Raw genomic sequence first — 24301 nt, forward strand, 5'->3', positions numbered from 1 at the left:
AAAGTGAAGAATGAATTATGACAATCAACGATTCGGCAATTTCAGAACAGGGAATGTGTGAAGAAGAACAGGTCGCGCGGATCGCGTGGTTTTACTACCACGACGGGCTGACCCAGAGCGAGATCAGCGATCGTCTCGGGCTGACCCGTTTGAAAGTGTCGCGATTACTGGAGAAAGGGCATCAGTCCGGCATTATTCGCGTGCAGATTAATTCTCGCTTTGAAGGCTGTCTGGAATATGAAACACAATTACGTCGTCAGTTTTCGCTACAACATGTCCGGGTGATCCCTGGGCTTGCGGATGCTGATGTCGGCGGGCGACTGGGGATAGGCACGGCGCATATGTTGATGAGTTTACTTCAACCACAACAGATGCTGGCGATTGGTTTTGGCGAGGCAACCATGAATACGCTGCAACGCTTAAGTGGTTTTATTTCGTCACAGCAAATTCGCCTGGTCACGCTCTCCGGTGGCGTCGGTTCTTATATGACGGGTATCGGGCAGCTTAACGCGGCGTGCAGTGTGAATATTATTCCGGCTCCGTTGCGGGCATCCTCCGCTGACATTGCCCGTACGCTAAAAAATGAAAATTGCGTCAAAGACGTTCTGCTAGCCGCGCAAGCAGCGGATGTGGCGATTGTCGGCATTGGGGCTGTGAGTCAACAAGACGACGCAACAATCATTCGCTCCGGCTATATCAGCCAGGGCGAACAGTTAATGATTGGTCGAAAAGGGGCGGTTGGCGACATTTTAGGCTACTTTTTTGATGCAAAAGGTGACGTTGTCACGGATATTAAAATACATAACGAACTGATTGGCTTACCTTTAAGCGCGCTGAAGACCATTCCCGTCCGGGTTGGCGTAGCAGGGGGAGAAAATAAAGCCGAAGCCATTGCCGCTGCAATGAAAGGCGGCTATATCAACGCACTGGTTACCGATCAGGACACAGCAGCGGCGATTTTACGTAGTTAAATTTGCATGACCTTATTACCGGGAATGATGGAGAACGTATAGAGGAACAGACAGAACGCATAAGCCGAGGATAATCTAATGGCTCGACTCTTTACCCCTTCAGAATCAAAGTACTACCTGATGGCGCTGGATGCAGGCACCGGAAGTATTCGGGCTGTGATATTCGACCTGGAAGGCAATCAAATAGCAGTGGGACAGGCGGAGTGGCGGCACCTGGCAGTACCGGACGTTCCTGGTTCTATGGAGTTTGATCTCAACAAAAACTGGCAACTGGCGTGTGAGTGTATGCGCCAGGCGCTTCACAACGCCGGCATAGCCCCGGAGTATATCGCTGCCGTTTCGGCATGTTCGATGCGCGAAGGCATTGTTTTATATAACAATGAAGGAACACCGATCTGGGCCTGCGCCAATGTGGATGCCAGAGCGGCGCGCGAAGTTAGCGAACTTAAAGAACTGCACAACAATACCTTTGAAAACGAAGTTTATCGCGCCACCGGACAAACGCTGGCTTTAAGCGCTATTCCCAGATTACTTTGGCTGGCGCACCATCGTTCCGATATTTACCGTCAGGCATCAACCATCACCATGATCAGCGACTGGCTGGCCTATATGCTCAGCGGCGAACTGGCGGTGGATCCCTCTAACGCTGGCACCACGGGACTTCTTGACCTAACCACCCGTGACTGGAAACCTGCATTGCTGGATATGGCCGGACTACGGGCCGATATTCTTTCTCCTGTCAAAGAAACCGGCACATTGCTGGGCGTGGTAAGTTCACAAGCGGCGGAACTCTGCGGTCTGAAGGCGGGCACTCCGGTGGTCGTTGGAGGAGGCGACGTGCAACTTGGTTGCCTGGGGTTAGGCGTTGTCCGTCCGGCACAAACCGCTGTTCTTGGCGGTACATTCTGGCAGCAAGTTGTAAACTTAGCCGCGCCGGTGACAGACCCAGAAATGAACGTGCGCGTTAATCCTCATGTTATTCCTGGCATGGTACAAGCTGAATCTATAAGCTTTTTTACCGGACTCACCATGCGCTGGTTCCGCGATGCTTTCTGTGCCGAAGAAAAACTGATTGCCGAACGTTTAGGCATCGACACCTATACGCTGCTTGAAGAGATGGCAAGTCGGGTGCCGCCAGGGTCGTGGGGGGTAATGCCGATATTCTCCGACAGAATGCGCTTTAAAACCTGGTATCACGCTGCGCCTTCCTTTATTAATTTGTCTATTGATCCGGATAAATGTAACAAAGCGACATTGTTCCGTGCGCTGGAAGAAAATGCGGCGATTGTATCAGCGTGTAATTTGCAACAAATCGCTGATTTCTCGAATATTCATCCTTCATCGTTAGTCTTTGCAGGCGGAGGTTCAAAAGGGAAATTATGGAGTCAAATTCTCGCTGATGTCTCGGGATTACCCGTCAATATTCCGGTAGTCAAAGAAGCCACCGCATTAGGATGTGCCATTGCAGCTGGCGTCGGTGCCGGAATTTTTTCATCAATGGCAGAAACCGGAGAACGCCTGGTTCGCTGGGAACGAACGCACTCACCAGACCCGGAAAAGCATGAACTTTATCAGGATTCACGCGATAAGTGGCAGGCAGTTTATCAGGATCAGCTGGGGCTGGTTGATCATGGACTGACGACTTCGTTATGGAAAGCGCCTGGGTTATAGTTTCATTGACAGCCACATCATGATGACCGTGGCTGTTAGTTTTTGAGTATTGGTATTCTCATTTCCCTTCTTTTAGAGCTGGCTTGTTAAATGCCAGCTTGCAAATTCATCGTTCCATCGCCAGTAATATATTCAAGGGGAAATTGCTATTTTTCTTAAAATATTAAGCATAACCATTATTTTATAGCGAATATTCCTAAAGGCATTAATGGATGAAAAAGGGGTTTAATAAACTTCTTTTTTTAGCAATTAGTGCTATTCTTTGTTAAATATGATGATGATAATCTTCTTATTGAAAGAAACAGTTTTCTTATTAAGCAACAATAACTCATGGTTCATTTTTAAATAAAATAAGAACTATGCAATTTTTAATCTATCGATTCGAAAGTATTAGCAAATTAGCCAAATTGACACCTTCCCACCTCCAACCAACACTCAATACAGACCTCTGACAACTTAATAAGTTTCATTTTTAACGTCTGATGACTCATCTCTTTCGTGGCTGTATTGTTTGTATATGGAGCGTTTATATGAATAGAATCTATCGCGTGATATGGAATTGCACCCTACAGGTATTTCAGGCCTGCTCGGAATTAACTCGCAGGGTAGGTAAAACATCAACGGTTAATTTACGTAAGTCCTCTGGACTGACAACGAAATTCAGTAGATTGACGCTGGGTGTTTTGCTGGCACTAAGCGGTTCAGCGTCAGGTGCGAGTCTGGAAGTTGATAATGGTCAGATTACCAATATTAATACTGATGTTGCTTACGATGCCTACCTGGTTGGGTGGTATGGCACTGGAGTGCTTAATATTTTGGCTGGCGGTAATGCCTCCTTAACCACTATTACTACCAGCGTCATTGGCGCTAATGAGGACTCGGAGGGCACCGTTAACGTTTTGGGTGGTACCTGGCGATTGTATGATAGCGGAAATAATGCAAGGCCTTTAAATGTGGGTCAATCCGGAACGGGGACGCTGAATATTAAACAGAAGGGTCACGTTGATGGAGGATATTTAAGGATAGGTTCTTCGACAGGAGGCGTCGGGACGGTCAATGTTGAGGGAGAGGACTCGGTTCTGACGACCGAATTATTCGAAATAGGGAGTTACGGTACAGGCTCATTAAATATTACGGATAAGGGTTACGTCACGAGTTCAATAGTCGCCATTGTAGGATATCAGGCGAACAGTAATGGTAAGGTTGTCGTTGAAAAGGGTGGCGAGTGGCTAATAAAAAATAATGATTCCTCAATTGAATTTCAAATTGGTAATCAAGGGACGGGCGAAGCAACTATTCGCGATGGGGGGCTAATTACGGCTGAAAATACGATTATCGGTGGCAATCCCACCGGTATCGGAACCCTGAATGTGCAGGATCAAGACTCTGTCATCACGGTACGCAGACTCTATAATGGATATTTCGGTAATGGCACAGTCAATATTTCCAATAATGGACTGATTAATAATAAAGAATATTCATTGGTGGGCGTTCAGGACGGGTCCCACGGTGTCGTCAACGTGACCGATAAAGGGCATTGGAATTTCCTCGGAACGGGCGAAGCTTTCCGCTATATCTATATCGGTGATGCTGGCGACGGTGAACTTAATGTCTCGAGTGAAGGCAAAGTAGATTCGGGAATTATCACTGCGGGGATGAAAGAAACAGGCACAGGCAACATTACTGTTAAGGATAAGAACTCCGTTATCACTAATCTCGGAACTAATCTTGGTTATGACGGCCACGGCGAAATGAATATCAGTAATGAGGGGCTTGTTGTCAGCAACGGAGGAAGCTCACTCGGTTATGGAGAAACCGGCGTCGGGAAGGTTAGCATCACCACGGGGGGGATGTGGGAGGTCAATAAGAATGTCTATACCACTATTGGTGTTGCGGGCGTCGGAAACCTCAATATCAGCGATGGCGGTAAGTTCGTATCGCAAAATATTACTTTTTTGGGCGATAAAGCAAGCGGTATCGGCACACTGAACCTGATGGATGCGACATCATTGTTCGATACTGTAGGTATCAATGTCGGTAATTTTGGTAGCGGCATCGTAAATGTCAGTAATGGTGCCACTCTTAATTCAACGGGCTATGGATTTATCGGAGGAAATGCCTCCGGTAAGGGGATAGTTAATATTTCAACGGATAGTCTCTGGAATTTAAAAACGTCATCTACTAACGCCCAATTGCTACAGGTCGGTGTATTAGGCACGGGTGAACTGAATATTACCACCGGAGGTATAGTTAAAGCGCGTGATACACAAATAGCTCTCAATGACAAAAGTAAGGGCGACGTGCGGGTGGATGGGCAGAACTCTCTTCTTGAAACATTCAATATGAACGTAGGGACGACAGGCACGGGTACGTTAACCCTGACGAATAACGGTACGCTGAATGTCGAAGGTGGAGAAGTTTACTTAGGTGTTTTTGAGCCTGCTGTAGGAACGCTAAACATTGGTGCTGCTCACGGTGAGGCGGCGGCAGATGCCGGGTTTATCACCAATGCGACGAAAGTGGAGTTTGGTCTTGGCGAAGGCGTTTTTGTCTTTAATCATACCAATAACAGTGATGCCGGCTACCAGGTCGATATGCTGATTACGGGTGACGATAAAGACGGAAAAGTGATGCATGATGCAGGCCATACGGTGTTCAATGCAGGGAATACTTATAGCGGTAAAACGTTGGTCAATGGCGGCCTCCTGACCATTGCGTCACATACGGCAGATGGGGTAACAGGCATGGGGTCGAGTGAAGTAACCATTGCAAGCCCCGGTACGCTCGACATTCTCGCATCAACGAACAGTGCAGGAGATTACACGCTGACCAATGCGCTCAAAGGCGATGGCTTGATGCGAGTGCAACTGTCATCCTCCGACAAAATGTTTGGCTTTACCCATGCAGCAGGGACTGAATTCGCCGGTGTTGCCCAACTGAAAGACAGTACCTTCACACTGGAACGCGACAACACCGCTGCGCTTACTCACGCGATGCTGCAGTCTGACAGTGAAAATACCACATCGGTAAAAGTGGGAGAGCAATCCATTGGTGGACTAGCCATGAATGGCGGTACGCTCACTTTCGATACGGATATACCTGCTGCGACGCTTGCGGAGGGATATATCAGCGTCGATACGCTGGTTGTCGGCGCGGGTGACTACACCTGGAAAGGCCGTAACTATCAGGTAAACGGGATGGGCGACGTGCTTATCGACGTGCCTAAACCGTGGAATGATCCCATGGCGAATAACCCTCTGACGACGCTCAATTTGCTGGAACACGATGATAGTCATGTCGGCGTTCAACTGGTGAAGGCGCAAATGGTTATTGGGTCGGGTGGCTCATTAACGTTACGTGATTTACAGGGCGACGAGGTGGAAGCGGACAAAACGTTACGTATTGCACAAAACGGGACAGTGGTCGCCGAGGGTGATTATGGATTCCGCCTCACGACCGCACCTGGTGATGGTTTGTATGTTAACTATGGGCTGAAAGCGCTGAACATCCATGGTGGGCAAAAGCTGACGTTAGCCGAACATGGCGGAGTCTATGGCGCAACGGCCGATATGTCGGCAAAAATCGGTGGTGAAGGGGATCTGGCAATCAATACGGTGCGACAGGTTTCGCTTTCCAACGGTCAGAACGACTATCAGGGGGCAACCTACGTTCAGATGGGGACATTACGTACCGATGCGGATGGCGCGCTGGGCAATACTCGGGAACTGAACATCAGCAACGCGGCCATCGTCGATCTTAATGGATCGGCCCAGACGGTAGAGACATTCACCGGGCTGATGGGTTCGACTGTTTTGTTTAAAGAGGGGTCGCTGACGGTGAATAAAGGTGGGATCAGTCAGGGCGAACTGACAGGTGGCGGAAACCTGAATGTTACAGGGGGAACACTGGCTATCGAGGGGCTTAATGCACGCTACAATGCCTTAACCAGCATTAGCCCAAATGCGGAAGTCAGCCTCGACAATACGCAGGGGTTAGGCAGAGGAAATATTGCTAGTGACGGTCTGTTAACGCTAAAAAACGTGACCGGCGAACTGCGTAATAGCATAAGCGGGAAGGGTATCGTGAGCGCAACCGCCAGGACAGACGTAGAGCTGAATGGCGATAATAGCCGCTTTGTGGGGCAATTCAACATTGATACAGGCAGCGCGCTCAGCGTCAACGAGCAGAAAAACCTGGGTGATGCTTCCGTTATCAATAATGGCCTGCTCACCATCGCCACTGAGCGTAGCTGGGCGATGACGCACAGTATCACCGGTAGCGGCGATGTGACAAAACTGGGGACCGGGATCCTGACTCTTAACAACGATTCCGCGGCGTATCAGGGTACGACGGATATCGTGGGTGGTGAAATTGCTTTCGGTTCCGACTCTGCCATTAATATGGCAAGTCAGCACATTAATATCCATAACAGCGGTGTGATGTCGGGAAATGTCACCACTGCAGGTGATGTGAACGTTATGCCAAGGGGGACACTGCGTGTCGCTAAAACCACTGTCGGCGGTAACCTGGAGAATGGTGGCACGGTTCAAATGAACAGCGAAGGGGGGAAACCGGGGAATGTACTGACCGTTAACGGTAACTATACCGGAAACAATGGCCTGATGACGTTCAACGCGACGCTGGGCGGCGATAATTCGCCCACCGATAAGATGAACGTGAAAGGCGATACCCAAGGGAACACTCGCGTTCGGGTTGATAACATTGGCGGCGTCGGTGCACAAACGGTCAACGGTATTGAACTCATTGAGGTTGGCGGTAATTCTGCAGGTAACTTCGCGCTGACCACCGGAACTGTCGAAGCTGGGGCTTACGTCTACACGCTGGCTAAAGGGAAGGGGAATGACGAGAAAAACTGGTATCTGACCAGTAAATGGGACGGCGTAACGCCAGCGGATACACCCGATCCCATCAATAATCCCCCTGTTGTGGATCCGGAAGGCCCATCAGTTTATCGCCCGGAGGCCGGAAGCTATATCAGCAACATTGCCGCAGCCAACTCGCTGTTTAGCCATCGATTACACGACCGTCTGGGTGAGCCGCAGTATACAGATTCACTGCGAGTTCAGGATTCGGCAACCAATATGTGGATGCGTCATGTCGGAGGGCACGAACGTTTCAGGACCGGTGACGGCCAGCTAAATACTCAGGCTAACCGCTATGTATTGCAGCTAGGAGGCGATTTGGCGCAGTGGAGTAGCAACGCGCAGGATCGCTGGCATCTTGGCGTGATGGCAGGCTACGCCAATCAGCACAGTAATACTCAGAGTAATCGTGTGGGTTATAAATCGGATGGGCGCATCAGCGGTTACAGCGCTGGGATGTACGCGACCTGGTATCAGGACGATGCGAATAAGACCGGCGCTTATGTTGACAGCTGGGCGCTGTATAACTGGTTTGATAACAGCGTCAGTTCCGATAACCGTTCTGCTGACGACTATGATTCTCGCGGTGTGACGGCCTCTGTTGAGGGTGGGTATACCTTTGAAGCGGGAACATTTAGCGGCAGCGAAGGGACGCTGAATACCTGGTACGTCCAGCCACAGGTGCAAATCACCTGGATGGGTGTGAAAGATTCTGACCATATCCGGAAAGACGGAACACGCATTGAAACAGAAGGCGACGGAAACGTGCAAACGCGACTTGGGGTGAAAACCTACCTGAACAGCCATCACCAGCGTGACGATGGTAAAGAGCGTGAGTTCCAGCCTTACATTGAAGCGAACTGGATCAACAATAGCGAAGTCTACGCCGTGAAGATGAATGGTCAAACCGTAAGCCGTGATGGTGCGCGTAATCTCGGTGAAGTACGTACCGGAGTTGAGGCGAAAGTAAATAACAACCTTAGCCTGTGGGGGAATGTCGGTGTGCAACTAGGTGATAAAGGCTATAGCGATACTCAGGGCATGCTGGGTGTGAAATATAGCTGGTAAACCGTATAAGCCGCATGTCGAAGATGCATGCGGCTTAATATTGCCGACTTCAAACGACTTTTAAATCCTCCTTTTTATCCGCGATCGCGGATATCACAGCGTTTATCCCGTAGAGCGGATAAGATGTGTTTCCTGATTGACTTTATCCCCACTAAAGGATAAAACTGATAATATCCCCTTGAGCGGATAAATATGCTGTGGACGTATGACATGATGAGCTTTCAGAAGATCTATAGCCCAACGCAATTAGCGAATGCAATGAAACTGGTTCGTCAGCAAAATGGCTGGACGCAGAGCGAACTGGCGAAAAAAATCGGTATTAAGCAGGCGACAATTTCCAATTTCGAAAACAACCCTGACAATACCACGCTCATGACATTTTTTAAGATTTTACAGTCGCTTGAACTCTCAATGACGCTATGCGACACGAAAAATGCCTCGCCAGAATCAACAGAACAGCAAGATCTGGAGTGGTAATGCCTAAACTTGTCACTTGGATGAACAACCAGCGGGTAGGCGAGTTAACGAAGTTAGCCAATGGCGCGCACACCTTTAAGTATGCACCGGAGTGGTTAGCTAACCGTTATGCCAGACCGTTGTCACTTTCGCTGCCATTGCAGAGGGGGAATATCACCTCTGATGCCGTATTTAACTTCTTCGATAACCTGTTACCCGATAGCCCGATTGTACGTGACCGGATCGTTAAACGTTATCATGCTAAATCCAGACAACCGTTTGATTTATTGTCAGAAATAGGGCGAGATAGCGTTGGTGCCGTAACGTTATTACCCGAAAATGAAACCATAACGCGCCCGATAATGGCATGGGAACAGCTCACTGAAGCCAGGCTTGAAGAAGTATTAACGGCTTATAAAGCAGATATCCCTCTGGGCATGATTAGAGAAGAAAATGACTTTCGCATCTCGGTTGCTGGCGCGCAGGAGAAGACAGCGCTGCTCAGAATAGGCAATGACTGGTGCATTCCGAAAGGAATAACGCCGACGACGCACATCATTAAATTACCGATTGGCGAAATCAGGCAGCCCAATGCGACGCTCGATCTCAGCCAAAGCGTTGATAATGAGTATTACTGTCTGCTGCTGGCGAAAGAACTTGGGTTGAATGTGCCGAACGCAGAAATCATTAAAGCGGGAAATGTGCGCGCGTTAGCGGTCGAACGTTTTGACAGGCGTTGGAATGCTGAGCGAACGGTTTTACTTCGCTTGCCACAGGAGGATATGTGTCAGACATTTGGTTTACCTTCATCGGTGAAATATGAATCAGATGGAGGCCCAGGCATCGCGCGGATCATGGCTTTTTTGATGGGGTCCAGCGAGGCGCTTCGCGATCGCTATGATTTTATGAAGTTTCAGGTGTTCCAGTGGTTGATTGGCGCAACGGATGGCCATGCAAAAAACTTCTCCGTATTTATTCAGGCTGGCGGCAGTTATCGACTCACGCCATTTTACGACATCATTTCAGCATTTCCGGTATTGGGTGGCGCAGGAATACACATCAGCGATCTCAAACTGGCAATGGGGCTTAACGCATCCAAAGGCAAAAAAACGGCAATCGATAAAATTTATCCGCGACATTTTCTGGCGACAGCAAAGGTGCTGAAATTTCCGGAAGTGCAGATGCATGAAATCCTGAGTGACTTTGCCAGAATGATTCCGGCAGCACTGGATAACGTGAAGACTTCATTACCGACAGATTTTCCGGAGAACGTGGTGACGGCAGTTGAAACCAATGTGTTGAGGTTGCATGGACGGTTAAGCCGAGAATACGGTAGTAAGTGAGATATGGGGTTTGGTCGTTGTTAATGAGCACGACAATCATGACCGCCAACGACTGGATTCTTCCTTGGTTTATGTTGGTGCGCATAATGTATATTATGTTAAATATGGTGGGTTTGTTCTTAAGTTCATGTGTTCCGCTCTTTCAGTAGCTTATCCCCCCGTAGTGGATATCAGAAAATCAATCAGGGCCTTCACTCTTTTCGTTTTACCCGCGTTTTTGGGGTAATAGAGATACACTGGCGGGTAGGTTTTCCAGTAGCTCTCCATCACCGGAATAAAGCGCTCCCTGTCCGGCTGTAACTGCCAGACAGGCTCAAACAAGCGCCCAATTCCCAGCCCGTTACGGATCCCGTCTGCCATAACGTCAATATCGTTGCTGATTAACTGCCCCGGCATCTCAACGGTCAACTGCTCACCGCGATCGTTCAGGAGCAGCGGAAGGATGCGGTTGTTGGTGATAAAACGGTAACCAATCAGCTGGTGATGACAGAGATCTGCCGGCACTTCAGGCGTTCCATGTCGGGAGAGATACGCTGAGGATGCATATAATCCTTCTCGAAACGGTTTCATTAACGGTCGGGCCACCACCCCTCCCTCAAGAATATCGCCAAAACGGATCCCCAGATCAAAACGCTCTTTGATGATATTCACGGTACCGTCGTAGACCGAAATTTCTAACTGTATACCCGGATATTGCTGACAGAATTCTGCCATCGCAGGCTTAAGAATTAACAGGTAGGCAAAACGCGAGAGCGTAATTCGCACCATCCCAGAGGGCTCCTGATGCTGGTCGCGAATGCTTTCAAGCGAGTTTTCCAGCGACTCCACCGCCGCAGCGGTCTGTTCCAGCAATAATTGACCGGTTTCCGTCAGCTCTATACGGCGGGTCGTACGCACAAAAAGCGGATGGCCGATATACTCTTCCAGCAGCTTTAGTGCATTGCTGACGGAGGGAGGCGTAATTTCCAGTTTCCTTGCGGCTGCCGAAATATTGCCCTCCCGCGCAATGCTCTGGAAGATGCGAATCTGGTTATAAAGAGCGTTATTCATAATGTTTTCCTAAAGCAATTCTCGCCTGATTATTAAGTACAGTCTAAAAATGCTTAAGTCAATGACCCTCTAATCTTCCTGAAATACGCCTCTTATACTTTAGTCTCTTTCTACTACGACCTGAGTTCAGGAGACTATGATGCGAATTTTATGTCTGGATATCCCTGCCCCTGGAGCATCGCTGGAGAAATATGCTCCGCACCTCAACGCTGAAGCGCTGCACGCCTGGGGATTGTATAAATCAGGCTTCATCCGCGACATCTACTTCCGTCAGGACAGACCTGGCGTCGCTATTTTTCTTGAATGTGACTCTGTCGATGAAGCGATGAACGTTATGGCCGAATTCCCGTTGGCAAAAGCAGGCTTACTAAGCTTCGAGTGTATACCGCTTGGCTCCTTTATTAACTGGGAAAATCTCTTCGCCGATGAATTTAAAAATAAAGAGTGAGGACCGATATGAAACCTGCATATAAACCAGTGCTATGTGTCGTTTCCAGCCATCCGATTAAAGGCGCATCCGGTGTACCAACCGGTTTTTTCCTGGCCGAGCTGACTCATCCGCTGAAAGTACTGGAAGATGCCGGAATAAAAACAACAATAGCCAGTATTCGCGGGGGGCAGCCACCGGTGGATGGATTTGACCTCAGCGACCCTGTTAACGCCTGGTACTGGAACGAAACCGATTTTCAGCAGCGCCTGGCAACAACACCTGCGTTATCCGAGCTGAAAGGTGCCGATTACAGCGCAGTTTTCTTTGCAGGTGGTCATGGGACCATGTGGGATTTCCGTGATAATCAGGATGCCCAGCGTATTATCCGCGAAGTGTATGAAAGTGATGGGATTGTCTCAGCCGTCTGCCACGGGCCTGCGGCATTGGTTGACGCAAAACTCAGTAGCGGCGAATACCTGATAAAAGGGAAAAATGTGGCGGCCTTTACCAACAAGGAAGAGGAAGAAGTTCACACAACAGATGTGGTTCCCTTCCTGCTTGAAACCGCACTTCGCGAGCATGGTGCGCTTTATCATGAAGCTCCAAACTGGTCTGAAAACGTGGTTACCGACGATCGCCTTATCACGGGGCAGAATCCCGCTTCAGCACATGGGGTTGGTGTGGCGCTGTTAAATGCACTCCGCCGGACAGCTTAATTAATTCATCGTTACTCACCTTACTTGGCCGGTTTAAGTCAGCCACGATCCGGCCTTTTTTCAGGAGCTGAATATGAAAACACTACCTCCAGTCGCACTAGGTACATGGTCCTGGGGCACAGGCTTTGCCGGCGGCGACACCGTCTTTGGTAATCATCTTTCTGATACTCAGATGGCAGAAGTGTTCACTGCGGCCATGAGTAAGGGCCTCAATCTCTGGGATACCGCAGCAGTATATGGTATGGGGAGTTCCGAGACTGCGCTGGGAGCATTAGTCCGTCAGTTTCCCCGCGAGAACATAATTTTATCCACCAAATTCACGCCGCAGATTGCGGACAAGCAGTCTGCGCAGCCTGTCAGCGATATGCTTGAGGCCAGCCTTGGGCGCCTGGGCGTGGACGCGATTGATATCTACTGGATCCATAATCCCCTCGACGTCGAAAAATGGACGCCAGGACTGATCCCACTTTTACAAAGCGGTAAGGTAAAACGCGTAGGTGTTTCCAACCACAATCTGGCACAAATCAGACGCGCCAATGAAATCCTTAACGCTTCCGGTTATTCCCTCAGTGCAGTACAAAATCACTACAGCCTGCTCTATCGCGCTTCTGAAGAGGCCGGGATCCTTGATTATTGCCGACAAAATAACATCACGTTCTTTGCTTACATGGTCCTGGAGCAAGGCGCGCTCAGTGGTCGTTATGATTCAAATCATCCCATGCCTGCCGGGAGTGGCCGGGCCGAAAGTTATAACGCAGTACTGCCGCAGATAGAAAGACTAACCGCCGCCATGAAAAAAATGGGAGCCGAAAGGAATGCCAGCGTGGCACAGATAGCCATCGCATGGGCTATTGCGAAAGGTACCCTTCCCCTCGTTGGTGCGACTAAAGTCCATCACGTTCTGGACGCCGCCTGCGCTTCAGACATCCAGTTACGCGATGAGGAAATCATCCTGCTGGAACAACTCGCCGCAGAGACCAGAGTGGATACACGAGGCGCCTGGGAAAAACCGATGGGGTAAAGCCCGTCCGGAACAGACTGTCATGAATGACACACACGAACGGGCTGTTCCGGGTGATTCTAATCTGTATCACTTTTACTGCTTTGTATGAATGGTGAGAATATGAAAATCATTTGCCTCGAAGAACATTATCTCGACAGCGAGTTAGGGCGAGCGTGTATGCCTGTTGCGCTTGAGCAGGCACCTTTCCTTGGCGACTGGGGGAAAACCGTCGCTGATGGTCATAATCCTGACCGACTCCCTGCTTTCCCGCTTTAATAAACTGAATGTGCCACTCTATCTTCATCCCGGGTTACCGCTTAAAAGCGTACAGCAGGCCTACTTCACGGGCTTCAGCGCAGAGGTCAACGCCAGGCTTTCTATGTTTGCCTGGGGCTGGCATCACGAAGCGGGGATCCATTTGTTGCGGCTGATGTTATCGGGCGCATTTGATAAATATCCCAACCTGCAGGTAATCAGTGGCCACTGGGGGGAGATGTTACCCTTCTGGCTCCAGCGTCTTGATGACAGCCTGCCACTGGCTGCAACAGGTCTGTCACGCACGCTAACGAGAACCTTCCAGGAACACGTTTACGTTACCCCGTCATATGCTAACACTGCCGCACTTCCAGTTTATCTACGCGTTAATGGGTGCTGAAAGGATCCTGTTCTCCGTCGATTATCCCTATCAGACCCTGGACGGTGTAAAAACCTTTATAGACAGTCTGCCCGTCAACAAGGCTGAAAAAGAGGCCATCGCGTTTCGCAATGCAGAACGTTTACTGGGCATCACGGTTTAGTTCACCGTTTCATGATGATTGAGCACATTGTGATCAGCCGACAATTATTAGTTTTTGCCTAAAAGTGAATGAGCCTTTACTGCTCTAAAAAAATAATGTTGTCACTCTATACTGGATTTAATATTCACCAAAGATGTTTAACTGATTGAAATGAAAAATATCCTTGTTATTTCAGGTCATCCTGAGCTTACCCATTCCGTCGCCAATGCCACTATTCTTGATGAAGTGGAGACCGCCCTTCCCGATGTTGAGATTCGTCGTCTGGACAGGCTCTATCCGGATGGCAAATTCAACATCGCGGCGGAGCAGGAAAGCCTGCTCAGGGCCGATGTGATTGTCTGGCAGTTCCCTTTTTCCTGGTATGGGCTGCCAGGATTAATGAAAAAATGGCTGGACGAGGTCTTTGTTCACGGCTTCGCGCATGGCTCAACGGCGAAACTGGGCGGTAAAAAGCTGATCCTCTCCTTTACAACGGGAGCGCCAGAGGAGCTCTATACCGTCGACAGTTTCTTTGGCCATACCATTGAAGAGTATCTTATTCCGTTCGAAACCACGGCAAGGCTGTGCAATCTTGAGCTGCTGGCGCCGGTTTATACCTGCGGTATCAGCTATGCCGACCGGGATGCCGACAAAATCGCGCAGCAAAAAACGCTTGCCCGGGAACACGCTTCAAGGCTTGTCGAACTGCTCAATTCCGTCGTGAATAATCCAGAGGGAGAATAACAATGCAGTATACCCGGCTCGGTAAAAGTGACTTACTTGTTTCCCGCATCTGCATGGGATGCATGGGGTTTGGCGATCCGTCGACGGGTCAGCATAGCTGGACGCTGGACGAAACAGCAAGCCGCGACATCATTCGCTATGGCCTTGAAAAGGGCATCAACTTTTACGATACCGCTATAGCCTACCAGAATGGCTCCAGTGAGCGATACGTTGGCCGGGCATTACGGGAGATGGCGAAACGCGATGATATCGTCCTGGCCACCAAGTTTCTGCCGCGAACCCCCGCACAAATTGCCGGAGGGATCAGCGGAAAAGAGGCAATCGCTCAATCCCTTGACCAGAGCCTGAAGAATCTGGGGATGGACTATATCGACCTCTACATCTACCACATCTGGGATTACAACACGCCCATTATCGACGTGCTTGAAGCGTTACATACCGCTGTTACTGCTGGCAAAGTACGAGCTGTTGGTATTTCAAACTGCTATGCCTGGCAGCTGGCGAAGGCGAACGCCCTTGCTGAACGCGAAGGGCTGACGCCCTTTGTTTCCGTACAGAGCCACTACAATCTAATTATGCGCGAAGATGAACGGGAGCTCTTCGGCCTGTGCACTGAGGATAATATCGCAATGACCCCCTATAGCGCGCTGGCCAGCGGCCGCCTCTCTCGTAAAGAAGGCTATACACGGCGAGCCACAGAGGATGACTATGCGCGTGGAAAATATGACAGCACGGCTGAACAGGATCGCAGCATTATTGAGCGTGTAGCCGAACTGGCCGAACGTCATCTGGTGTCAATGACGGAAATATCTCTCGCTTGGCTGCTGACAAAAGTCACATCACCTGTCGTAGGGGCTACAAAAAAAGCTCATGTCGATGGCGCGGTAAACGCAGTAAATCTTCAACTAAGTCCGGAGGAAATTCAGTTTCTGGAAGAAACCTACCAGCCGCATGTTCTGACGGGAATCATGGCGCAAAATACGCCGCAAACGAAAGATGTTAAGCAGGTCTGGATGCGATAGCCCTTATTCACTTTTCCTCCTCTCGTCTTTGAGAGCGCCAGTAGCGGTCGGTTACGTTCTTACCAGCACCAGTTGATCGAACGTCTTAAACAGTAATGTCAGTAAAAAGATCATCGTGAAAAAGACTTTTATGCTTTTAATTTGCATGCTAATAAGCAGCCCTGTCTTTGCAACAAAACCGGACGCGCCGAATAAGCCGGAGATGAATATCTTCGAGCTCGGCATCAGACCCGATCGGGACAACGACTTTGCAGACGTGGCCAGACAGACGATTTCCGCTTCGGTTGATCATGAAGCAGGTACACTGGCGATGTATGCCCTGCAACGCAGCGACAATTCAGGTCAGGCATTCATGTTCGAACTCTATGAAAATGAGCGTGCTTATCGCAAACATCTCAATGCCGCCCCATACAAAGCATTCGCTGCTCGTGCACCTGACATTATTGACAGGAAGAAGAAAATTACCCTGGAGCCACAGTTTCTGGGCGACAAACACATCATACCGAATGAACGAACTATCAATAATCTGGTGATCGTCGAAGTAAAGCCTGAATTTCAGAGCGAATTTAGAAACATCGTCCTTCCTGAAATGGTCGAGTCGCTCAAAGTAGAGAAAGGCGTGTTAGCCATGTATGCCGGTACAGATTCAGAGACTCCAAAACGCTGGTATTTCTATGAGATTTACGCCAGTGAGGAGGATTATCAACTGCACCGACAAACGCTGCACTTCCTGGATTACCTCAGGCAAACGGCGCATATGAGCGCCAGGAAGGACGCAATCCCGGTAAAACCGGTATTTCTTCGTAACAAAGGCGGAATCAAACAGGAGCCGCAACGTTGACCAGTAAGGATTAACATGAAAAGCGTACTTGCAGCAGCGGCTATGTCGCTTGTTATTTCTGATTTTGCTAATGCTGAGGAAACAAGAGGTAAAGCTATGATGAAAATAGAACCGTCAGCGATTTCGGAAGCTGATATTTGTTCCGTCTCACCGGCTCTCGCGCGCTTTGGTCGCGAAGCTATTACTGAAGATCTGTGGACACGCGACGCCCTCTCACCGAGGGATCGTAGTGTGGTGACCGTCGCCATGCTGATTGCCCGCAACCAGCCTGCCGAGCTTAAGCACTATATTGACGTCGCTCTCGATAGCGGCGTGACGCCAGCGGAATTATCAGAAATCATTACCCATCTGGCGTTCTACTCAGGTTGGCCAAATGCAATGTCAGCCGTCAGCGTGACCAAAGCAGTATTTGAAACTCGTGGCGTCACGCCAGATGCGCTTCCTGACGCTTCTCCGGACCTGCTTCCTCTCAATCAGGAAGCAGAAAAGCAGCGTTCAGAGACAGTGGAAAAAAATGTTGGCCCAATATCTCCAGGCCTGGTTAAATTCACTGCTGATCCACTCTTCCTGGATCTATGGCAAAGACCCGCGCTGAAACCCCGCGACAGAAGCCTGATTACGGTCAGCGCCTTAATCGCATCCGGACAGAGCGCGCAGATTGGCTATCACCTCAATAGAGCAATGGATAATGGACTTTCTGTTGAGGAAGCTGGTGAGATCGTTACCCAGGCCGCCTTCTATGCTGGCTGGCCAAACGCATTTACCGCTGCTCCGGTTGTGGGAGAGGTGCTAAACAATCGATCATCGAGTAAAAGGTAACATTACCGAACACTAAAACTTGACGCACATCACAACATTAGAACGAACAGTTCATGAACCAATAAGCGTAACATCGAGTGATTTATGGACAGCGTTTAACACAGTTATGAACCAAAACTGAGTTCATAACTGTGAGTTTGAATCGCCATTTGATTAATATCCATTTAAAACAGTTTGTTATGCTGTTTCTGGTGCTGAAGTCAATTATGTATATCCCTCAAACCCAGAATAGTTAAATGGAATTTGAGTGATGCGAAGCGATTTTCCAGTCGTCGTTATTACTTCAGGGTTCCAGAACATAAAGCCTCTCCTCTTTCATGATTGGCCTGTGCATACCGGATATAGGCTGGCTGGTATGCAGGTTTGCCGTTTGCCGCATCTTCCCTGCGTTGAAGAGTCAGGCTGGCAAACCGCGTGCAAATGAACACCCCCACTTTCCATCAACACTTCAGACAGCTTGCGGGAATGAGTCCACTCCGGTATCAGAAATGGCTACGCCTCAATGAAGCCAGGCGACTGATGCTGAATGAACATTACGATGTCACCACTGCAGCCTATGCTGTCGGTTACGAAAGCTTATCCCATTTCAGTCGGGAATATTCGCGGATGTTTGGAGAGTCACCTAAGAGAGATATTACCGGGTTAAGAAAGTCTGTCGGTCAGCTTTAATAAACCCTGCACTTATCTGTTTAGAGCAATTCCGTGTTAGTTACACCAGTCAAACATTAACCATAGCTAATGTTTTATAGCCATATAAACCATTGGCCGCTCTTGACCTTTCCTGACACTTCCCTTGTTCGCAATAATATTCTGTTTAGTCGCTGTTTATAAATAACATGCATAATGAAATCGTAATGTTATTTAGCGACATAAAATGTCTTTGCAAATACCCTCTACAACAAGTGCTGCAATAAACTTGTTGTGATTAGGTGTCCTTGTAATTTAAAGATATTATCGTTCTTCGTGAAATGTAATAACCCTGGAAACTATATTCTCAGGGCAATATCCCATCAAGAATGATTCTTGTTTTATAAGCAATAACAGAATGACTTAATTGTTAACTTTCTTTATTCAGCTACTTAAATATAAATTTTGGAGAATTATGAAACTCAAACATGTCGGTATGATTGTCGTTTCTGTGTTGGCGATGTCGTCTGCTGCGGTAAGCGCAGCCGAGGGTGATGAATCAGTAACGACCACTGTTAATGGCGGTGTTATTCATTTTAAAGGTGAAGTGGTAAATGCCGCTTGTGCGATTGATTCAGAATCAATGAACCAAACGGTTGAGCTGGGTCAGGTCCGTTCTTCTCGTCTGGCTAAAGCGGGTGACCTCAGCTCCGCCGTTGGCTTCAATATCAAGCTGAATGATTGTGATACCAATGTTTCCAGTAATGCAGCTGTTGCATTCCTGGGTACTACTGTCACCAGTAATGACGATACGTTAGCGCTGCAGAGTTCAGCGGCAGGCTCTGCCCAAAATGTCGGTATTCAAATTTTGGACCGTACGGGTGAGGTATTAATACTTGATGGTGCCACTTTTAGCGCTAAAACTGACTTGATTGATGGCACGAATATACTGCCGTTCCAGGCTCGTTATATTGCTCTCGGGCAGTCAGTAGCTGGTACTGCAAACGCTGATGCGACCTTCAAAGTTCAATATCTATAATTCAATCTTAAGGTGGCTATACGTCATCTGAAATTGAAACAGGGTGTGTGTGGCATGGCTACGCACACCCGAGCAATTCACCAATGTTCATCTCATTATTAATGAGGAATAGTTTGTGTTTTGGAGCGGTATGAAAAAATCACATAATATCTAAACGATCAATAAACAACAGTAGTTAAACTTACTGTTATTTAAAATATTTACTTTGTAGCAAGGTTTTCCTATTAAAAGAGAACCAACATTTATTACAAACGCATTAAGTCTGGAAACCCGGCGAGTCGCCAATGTATTAGCAACATTTACCGATTGTCTGATGTAACGGTTTCCCCGCTTATCCTCTTAACACATGGAGAATGCATCAGATGCAAACTACGCGTACCCCCTACTCTATTTCCTTTATGGCGACAGTGTTACTTTTATTGCTCTTTGCTTGCCATAGCACCGTTGCCAACGCAGCTGTCGCACTGGGTGCGACGCGGGTAATTTATCCGGCAAACCAGAAACAGGTTTTATTGCCTGTCACGAATAATGATCCTGCCAGTGTCTATCTCATTCAGTCATGGATAGAAAATGAGGGTGACCAAAAAGACACCCAGTTTGTCATTACGCCACCGCTTTTTTCCATGCAAGGTAAAAAAGAGAATACGCTGCGGATAATCAACGCCACTAATCATCAGTTACCAGGCGACCGTGAAAGCCTGTTCTGGGTTAATGTTAAAGCTATTCCTGCTATGGAAAAAGATCAGAAGAATGAGAATACATTACAGCTGGCAATTATTAGCCGCATAAAAATGTTTTATCGCCCCACGAACCTGGCAATGGCACCTGAAGAAGCGCCTGCAATGCTTCGGTTTCGTCGCAGCGGCAGCAAACTCACTCTTATTAATCCAACGCCCTACTTCATTACCGTAACAAATATGAAAGCAGGAAATAGCAATCTCCCAAACACCATGGTGCCGCCAAAAGGTGAAGTATCGGTGGATATCCCGCATGCTGCAACCGGGGATATCAGTTTTCAGACGATCAATGATTACGGTGCATTAACTCCGCGTATTAAGGCAACCATGCAATAAGCCAGTGACCTAATTAATAATAAACTCAATCGGAATTAAAAATGACAGCCTTTCGTGCCGCATTTAAGGCATATCGTATGCATCAGGTGTTACTACTGCCTCGCTTTGCACGGCTTACCATTGCCCTTGGCTTAGCAACTGCGGTATTTCCCGTTGACGCAGAGTATTATTTTAATCCACGGTTTTTAAGCAATGATCTTGCTGAATCTGTCGATTTATCCGCCTTTACTAAGGGACGCGAGGCACCACCTGGTACATATCGGGTCGACATTTATTTGAACGACGAATTTATGACTAGTCGGGATATTACTTTTATTGCAGATGATAATAACGCAGATCTCATCCCATGCCTGAGTACAGATCTTCTTGTCAGTCTTGGCATAAAAAAATCAGCGTTATTAGACAATAAAGAACATTTGGCAGAAAAACATGTGCCGGACAACAGCGCATGCACACCACTTCAGGATCGTTTGGCCGACGCATCAACTGAGTTTGATGTTGGTCAGCAACATTTGTCACTCTCCGTTCCGCAAATTTATGTTGGCAGAATGGCTCGCGGCTATGTTTCTCCTGATCTGTGGGAAGAAGGAATAAATGCTGGGCTTCTAAACTATAGTTTTAATGGTAATTCTATTAATAATCGTAGTAACCATAATGCAGGAAAATCCAACTATGCATATTTGAATTTACAGAGTGGCATCAACATTGGTAGTTGGCGACTGCGCGATAACTCAACGTGGAGTTATAACAGTGGGAGTAGCAATTCATCTGACAGCAATAAATGGCAGCATATCAATACGTCGGCTGAACGTGACATTATTCCCTTACGCTCACGCTTAACGGTAGGTGATAGTTATACCGATGGCGATATTTTTGATAGTGTGAACTTTCGTGGCCTCAAAATAAATTCAACAGAAGCGATGTTGCCCGATAGCCAACATGGTTTCGCTCCGGTGATTCATGGTATTGCCCGTGGCACCGCACAAGTGAGTGTAAAACAGAATGGATACGATGTTTATCAGACTACTGTCCCACCCGGCCCTTTTACTATTGATGATATCAACTCTGCGGCCAATGGTGGTGATCTGCAAGTAACCATAAAAGAGGCAGACGGCAGTATTCAGACATTATATGTTCCTTATTCGTCTGTTCCGGTTCTCCAACGTGCTGGATATACGCGTTATGCGCTTGCCATGGGGGAATATCGTAGTGGAAATAACCTGCAAAGCTCCCCCAAGTTCATACAAGGTAGCTTGATGCATGGACTGGAAGGAAACTGGACACCTTATGGCGGAATGCAAATTGCAGAAGATTATCAAGCCTTCAACCTTGGTATTGGTAAAGATTTAGGACTTTTTGGTGCCTTTTCTTTCGATATCACGCAGGCCAATACGACACTTGCAGATGGCACCCGTCACAGCGGGCAATCGATTAAATCCGTCTACAGCAAATCCTTCTACCAGACGGGAACCAATATCCAGGTCGCAGGATATCGCTATTCTACGCAAGGTTTTTATAACTTATCCGACAGTGCCTACAGTCGAATGAGTGGTTACACCGTCAAGCCTCCTACCGGAGACAGCAATGAGCAGACACAATTTATTGATTATTTTAATCTGTTCTACAGTAAGCGTGGTCAGGAACAAATAAGCATCTCTCAGCAGCTTGGAAATTACGCTACGACATTTTTCAGTGCCAGTCGCCAAAGTTACTGGAACACGTCACGTAGCGACCAGCAAATATCATTTGGATTAAATGTGCCGTTTGGTGATATTACGACTTCGCTGAATTACAGCTATTCCAATAATATATGGCAAAACGATCGGGATCATTTACTTGCTTTTACGCTTAATGTTCCCTTCAGTCATTGGATGCGTACAGACAGTCAGTCGGCATTTCGTAATTCAAACGCCAGTTACAGTATGTCAAACGATTTGAAAGGCGGCATGACCAATCTATCGGGGGTTTATGGCACTCTGCTGCCGGATAATAACCTGAATTATAGCGTTCAGGTCGGTAACACCCACGGAGGTAATACATCGTCTGGCACCAGTGGTTACAGTTCTCTTAATTATCGTGGAGCTTACGGTAATACGAATGTCGGTTACAGTCGGAGTGGTGACAGCAGCCAGATTTATTACGGAATGAGTGGTGGCATTATTGCTCATGCTGATGGCATCACCTTTGGACAGCCGCTGGGCGACACAATGGTTCTGGTTAAGGCTCCTGGCGCTGATAATGTCAAAATAGAGAACCAGACCGGTATTCATACCGACTGGCGTGGCTATGCCATATTACCATTTGCGACAGAATATAGAGAAAATCGTGTCGCTCTTAACGCGAATTCCCTTGCAGATAATGTTGAACTGGATGAAACCGTTGTCACTGTCATCCCAACTCACGGTGCTATTGCCAGAGCAACATTTAATGCACAAATCGGCGGGAAAGTATTAATGACGTTGAAGTACGGTAATAAGAGCGTTCCATTCGGTGCAATTGTCACACATGGTGAGAATAAAAATGGCAGCATTGTCGCGGAAAACGGTCAGGTTTATCTGACTGGACTTCCACAGTCAGGGAAATTACAGGTTTCATGGGGCAAAGATAAAAACTCAAACTGTATTGTCGAGTACAAGCTTCCTGAAGTTTCTCCTGGTACCTTACTGAATCAGCAGACAGCAATCTGTCGCTAAGGAACAATAGATTATGAAATACAATAACATTATTTTCCTCGGTTTATGTCTGGGGTTAACCACCTATTCTGCTTTATCTGCAGATAGCGTTATTAAAATTAGCGGGCGCGTCCTCGATTATGGCTGCACAGTCTCATCGGATTCGCTTAATTTTACCGTAGATCTCCAAAAAAACAGTGCCAGACAATTTCCAACGACCGGTAGCACAAGTCCAGCCGTCCCTTTTCAGATTACGTTAAGTGAATGCAGTAAAGGGACAACGGGGGTTCGGGTTGCATTTAACGGTATTGAGGATGCAGAAAATAATACTCTGTTGAAACTGGATGAAGGAAGCAATACGGCCTCCGGTTTGGGTATAGAAATACTGGACGGAAATATGCGTCCGGTGAAATTGAATGACCTTCATGCCGGGATGCAGTGGATCCCACTGGTACCAGAACAGAACAATATTTTGCCTTACTCCGCTCGTCTGAAGTCAACTCAGAAGTCCGTCAATCCGGGACTGGTGAGGGCTTCGGCAACCTTTACCCTTGAATTTCAATAATCAGAGTCAGATATGAAAAGACTTCACAAGAGGTTCCTGTTAGCTACGTTTTGCGCGTTATTCACAGCAACTCTCCAGGCCGCCGATGTCACTATCACTGTTAATGGTCGGGTAGTCGCTAAACCCTGCACTATTCAAACCAAAGAAGCTAACGTTAATCTCGGGGATCTTTATACGCGCAATCTGCAACAACCTGGTTCTGCATCAGGCTGGCACAATATTACTTTGTCATTAACCGATTGTCCGGTTGAAACAAGTGCAGTGACGGCAATCGTGACAGGTTCAACTGACAATACGGGTTATTACAAAAATGAAGGTACTGCCGAAAATATTCAGATAGAGCTAAGGGATGACCAGGATGCGACGTTAAAAAATGGCGATAGCAAAACGGTTATTGTTGATGAGATCACTCGTAATGCACAGTTTCCACTTAAGGCAAGAGCTATCACGGTGAATGGAAACGCAAGCCAGGGAACGATCGAGGCGCTAATCAATGTGATCTACACCTGGCAATAACGTCGATTCGATTTTC

General features: G+C 47.8%; 21 protein-coding genes and 1 pseudogene. 21 read left to right on the forward strand and 1 reads right to left on the reverse strand.

Features of this window, described 5'->3' with window-relative positions; all coding sequences use genetic code 11:
• Positions 1–17: 17 nt before the first annotated feature.
• From lsrR to hipA, 5 genes are all read left to right on the forward strand, one after another.
• Entirely contained in the window at positions 18–971 is a 954-nt protein-coding gene (gene lsrR / locus ACJHXB_RS06480; protein WP_410233474.1) for a transcriptional regulator LsrR, read from the forward strand.
• Positions 972–1049: 78 nt separating this feature from the next.
• The gene (gene lsrK, locus ACJHXB_RS06485; RefSeq protein ID WP_000113143.1) at positions 1050–2642 is read left to right on the forward strand and encodes an autoinducer-2 kinase; all 1593 of its coding nucleotides are present in this window, start codon (positions 1050–1052) and stop codon (positions 2640–2642) included.
• 530 nt (positions 2643–3172) lie between these two features.
• On the forward strand, positions 3173–8593 hold the full coding sequence (locus tag ACJHXB_RS06490) for an ECSE_1600 family autotransporter (RefSeq protein ID WP_410233475.1): 5421 nt from the start codon (positions 3173–3175) through the stop codon (positions 8591–8593).
• Between the two features lie 210 nt (positions 8594–8803).
• Positions 8804–9070, forward strand: coding sequence for a type II toxin-antitoxin system antitoxin HipB (gene hipB / locus ACJHXB_RS06495; RefSeq protein WP_001366357.1), 267 nt, complete (start codon positions 8804–8806; stop codon positions 9068–9070).
• Entirely contained in the window at positions 9070–10392 is a 1323-nt protein-coding gene (gene hipA, locus ACJHXB_RS06500) for a type II toxin-antitoxin system serine/threonine protein kinase toxin HipA (RefSeq protein ID WP_001125419.1), read from the forward strand. The genes hipB and hipA overlap by 1 nt, the downstream gene beginning before the upstream one ends.
• Positions 10393–10542: 150 nt before the next feature.
• On the opposite strand, the gene ACJHXB_RS06505 is transcribed toward hipA, so the two are convergent.
• Positions 10543–11442 (reverse strand): LysR family transcriptional regulator, encoded by a 900-nt coding sequence (locus tag ACJHXB_RS06505; RefSeq protein WP_001057775.1) that lies wholly within the window; start codon positions 11440–11442, stop codon positions 10543–10545.
• A 139-nt stretch (positions 11443–11581) separates the two neighbouring features.
• Between ACJHXB_RS06505 and ACJHXB_RS06510 the strand changes: the two genes are divergently transcribed.
• The 16 genes and pseudogenes from ACJHXB_RS06510 to ACJHXB_RS06585 all read left to right on the forward strand — a co-directional run bounded on the left by ACJHXB_RS06510 (position 11582) and on the right by ACJHXB_RS06585 (position 24285).
• The gene (locus ACJHXB_RS06510) at positions 11582–11890 is read left to right on the forward strand and encodes a hypothetical protein (RefSeq protein WP_001221046.1); all 309 of its coding nucleotides are present in this window, start codon (positions 11582–11584) and stop codon (positions 11888–11890) included.
• An 8-nt stretch (positions 11891–11898) separates the two neighbouring features.
• Positions 11899–12588 (forward strand): type 1 glutamine amidotransferase domain-containing protein, encoded by a 690-nt coding sequence (locus tag ACJHXB_RS06515; RefSeq protein ID WP_000801313.1) that lies wholly within the window; start codon positions 11899–11901, stop codon positions 12586–12588.
• Positions 12589–12661: 73 nt separating this feature from the next.
• A complete protein-coding gene (locus ACJHXB_RS06520; RefSeq protein WP_000854795.1) occupies positions 12662–13609 on the forward strand; it encodes an aldo/keto reductase in 948 nt (315 codons plus the stop codon).
• A gap of 102 nt (positions 13610–13711) precedes the next feature.
• A complete protein-coding gene (locus ACJHXB_RS06525) occupies positions 13712–13867 on the forward strand; it encodes a hypothetical protein (RefSeq protein WP_001327998.1) in 156 nt (51 codons plus the stop codon).
• Positions 13827–14246, forward strand: a complete 420-nt coding sequence (locus ACJHXB_RS06530) for an amidohydrolase family protein (protein WP_001327999.1) — start codon at positions 13827–13829, stop codon at positions 14244–14246. The genes ACJHXB_RS06525 and ACJHXB_RS06530 overlap by 41 nt, the downstream gene beginning before the upstream one ends.
• The gene (locus ACJHXB_RS06535; RefSeq protein ID WP_001322417.1) at positions 14236–14388 is read left to right on the forward strand and encodes an amidohydrolase family protein; all 153 of its coding nucleotides are present in this window, start codon (positions 14236–14238) and stop codon (positions 14386–14388) included. Before ACJHXB_RS06530 ends, ACJHXB_RS06535 begins: the two co-directional genes overlap by 11 nt.
• A 150-nt stretch (positions 14389–14538) precedes the next feature.
• Positions 14539–15111, forward strand: coding sequence for an NAD(P)H-dependent oxidoreductase (locus ACJHXB_RS06540; protein ID WP_000789913.1), 573 nt, complete (start codon positions 14539–14541; stop codon positions 15109–15111).
• 2 nt (positions 15112–15113) lie between these two features.
• On the forward strand, positions 15114–16133 hold the full coding sequence (locus tag ACJHXB_RS06545) for an aldo/keto reductase (protein ID WP_001200459.1): 1020 nt from the start codon (positions 15114–15116) through the stop codon (positions 16131–16133).
• A gap of 145 nt (positions 16134–16278) precedes the next feature.
• The gene (locus tag ACJHXB_RS06550; protein ID WP_000909116.1) at positions 16279–16974 is read left to right on the forward strand and encodes a putative quinol monooxygenase; all 696 of its coding nucleotides are present in this window, start codon (positions 16279–16281) and stop codon (positions 16972–16974) included.
• Positions 16975–16989: 15 nt separating this feature from the next.
• On the forward strand, positions 16990–17793 hold the full coding sequence (locus ACJHXB_RS06555; RefSeq protein WP_410233476.1) for a carboxymuconolactone decarboxylase family protein: 804 nt from the start codon (positions 16990–16992) through the stop codon (positions 17791–17793).
• A 402-nt stretch (positions 17794–18195) separates the two neighbouring features.
• Positions 18196–18462, forward strand: a pseudogene (locus ACJHXB_RS06560) (helix-turn-helix domain-containing protein); the annotation flags it as partial.
• A gap of 433 nt (positions 18463–18895) precedes the next feature.
• A complete protein-coding gene (gene fimA / locus ACJHXB_RS06565) occupies positions 18896–19459 on the forward strand; it encodes a type 1 fimbrial major subunit FimA (protein ID WP_001296758.1) in 564 nt (187 codons plus the stop codon).
• 362 nt (positions 19460–19821) lie between these two features.
• Entirely contained in the window at positions 19822–20532 is a 711-nt protein-coding gene (locus ACJHXB_RS06570) for a fimbria/pilus periplasmic chaperone (RefSeq protein ID WP_001195171.1), read from the forward strand.
• Between the two features lie 41 nt (positions 20533–20573).
• The gene (locus ACJHXB_RS06575; RefSeq protein WP_410233477.1) at positions 20574–23225 is read left to right on the forward strand and encodes a fimbria/pilus outer membrane usher protein; all 2652 of its coding nucleotides are present in this window, start codon (positions 20574–20576) and stop codon (positions 23223–23225) included.
• 13 nt (positions 23226–23238) lie between these two features.
• On the forward strand, positions 23239–23769 hold the full coding sequence (locus ACJHXB_RS06580) for a fimbrial protein (RefSeq protein ID WP_000876770.1): 531 nt from the start codon (positions 23239–23241) through the stop codon (positions 23767–23769).
• Positions 23770–23781: 12 nt separating this feature from the next.
• Entirely contained in the window at positions 23782–24285 is a 504-nt protein-coding gene (locus ACJHXB_RS06585; RefSeq protein WP_000825458.1) for a fimbrial protein, read from the forward strand.
• Positions 24286–24301: the final 16 nt, after the last annotated feature.

The organism is Escherichia sp. WS3227_2 (genome assembly GCF_046486495.1).
Classification (GTDB): Bacteria; Pseudomonadota; Gammaproteobacteria; order Enterobacterales; family Enterobacteriaceae; genus Escherichia; species Escherichia coli.

Bases quoted from the DNA above. Each gene is read 5' to 3' on its own strand.
- ACJHXB_RS06520 (WP_000854795.1), top strand. From the start codon at position 12,662: ATGAAAACACTACCTCCAGTCGCACTAGGTACATGGTCCTGGGGCACA.
- ACJHXB_RS06545 (WP_001200459.1), top strand. From the start codon at position 15,114: ATGCAGTATACCCGGCTCGGTAAAAGTGACTTACTTGTTTCCCGCATC.
- ACJHXB_RS06555 (WP_410233476.1), top strand. From the start codon at position 16,990: ATGAAAAGCGTACTTGCAGCAGCGGCTATGTCGCTTGTTATTTCTGAT.
- ACJHXB_RS06570 (WP_001195171.1), top strand. From the start codon at position 19,822: ATGCAAACTACGCGTACCCCCTACTCTATTTCCTTTATGGCGACAGTG.
- hipB (WP_001366357.1), top strand. From the start codon at position 8,804: ATGATGAGCTTTCAGAAGATCTATAGCCCAACGCAATTAGCGAATGCA.
- ACJHXB_RS06515 (WP_000801313.1), top strand. From the start codon at position 11,899: ATGAAACCTGCATATAAACCAGTGCTATGTGTCGTTTCCAGCCATCCG.
- ACJHXB_RS06580 (WP_000876770.1), top strand. From the start codon at position 23,239: ATGAAATACAATAACATTATTTTCCTCGGTTTATGTCTGGGGTTAACC.
- ACJHXB_RS06540 (WP_000789913.1), top strand. From the start codon at position 14,539: ATGAAAAATATCCTTGTTATTTCAGGTCATCCTGAGCTTACCCATTCC.
- ACJHXB_RS06575 (WP_410233477.1), top strand. From the start codon at position 20,574: ATGACAGCCTTTCGTGCCGCATTTAAGGCATATCGTATGCATCAGGTG.
- lsrK (WP_000113143.1), top strand. From the start codon at position 1,050: ATGGCTCGACTCTTTACCCCTTCAGAATCAAAGTACTACCTGATGGCG.
- ACJHXB_RS06585 (WP_000825458.1), top strand. From the start codon at position 23,782: ATGAAAAGACTTCACAAGAGGTTCCTGTTAGCTACGTTTTGCGCGTTA.
- fimA (WP_001296758.1), top strand. From the start codon at position 18,896: ATGAAACTCAAACATGTCGGTATGATTGTCGTTTCTGTGTTGGCGATG.
- lsrR (WP_410233474.1), top strand. From the start codon at position 18: ATGACAATCAACGATTCGGCAATTTCAGAACAGGGAATGTGTGAAGAA.
- ACJHXB_RS06510 (WP_001221046.1), top strand. From the start codon at position 11,582: ATGCGAATTTTATGTCTGGATATCCCTGCCCCTGGAGCATCGCTGGAG.
- ACJHXB_RS06490 (WP_410233475.1), top strand. From the start codon at position 3,173: ATGAATAGAATCTATCGCGTGATATGGAATTGCACCCTACAGGTATTT.
- hipA (WP_001125419.1), top strand. From the start codon at position 9,070: ATGCCTAAACTTGTCACTTGGATGAACAACCAGCGGGTAGGCGAGTTA.
- ACJHXB_RS06530 (WP_001327999.1), top strand. From the start codon at position 13,827: ATGGTCATAATCCTGACCGACTCCCTGCTTTCCCGCTTTAATAAACTG.
- ACJHXB_RS06525 (WP_001327998.1), top strand. From the start codon at position 13,712: ATGAAAATCATTTGCCTCGAAGAACATTATCTCGACAGCGAGTTAGGG.
- ACJHXB_RS06550 (WP_000909116.1), top strand. From the start codon at position 16,279: ATGCTAATAAGCAGCCCTGTCTTTGCAACAAAACCGGACGCGCCGAAT.
- ACJHXB_RS06505 (WP_001057775.1), bottom strand. From the start codon at position 11,442: ATGAATAACGCTCTTTATAACCAGATTCGCATCTTCCAGAGCATTGCG.
- ACJHXB_RS06535 (WP_001322417.1), top strand. From the start codon at position 14,236: ATGGGTGCTGAAAGGATCCTGTTCTCCGTCGATTATCCCTATCAGACC.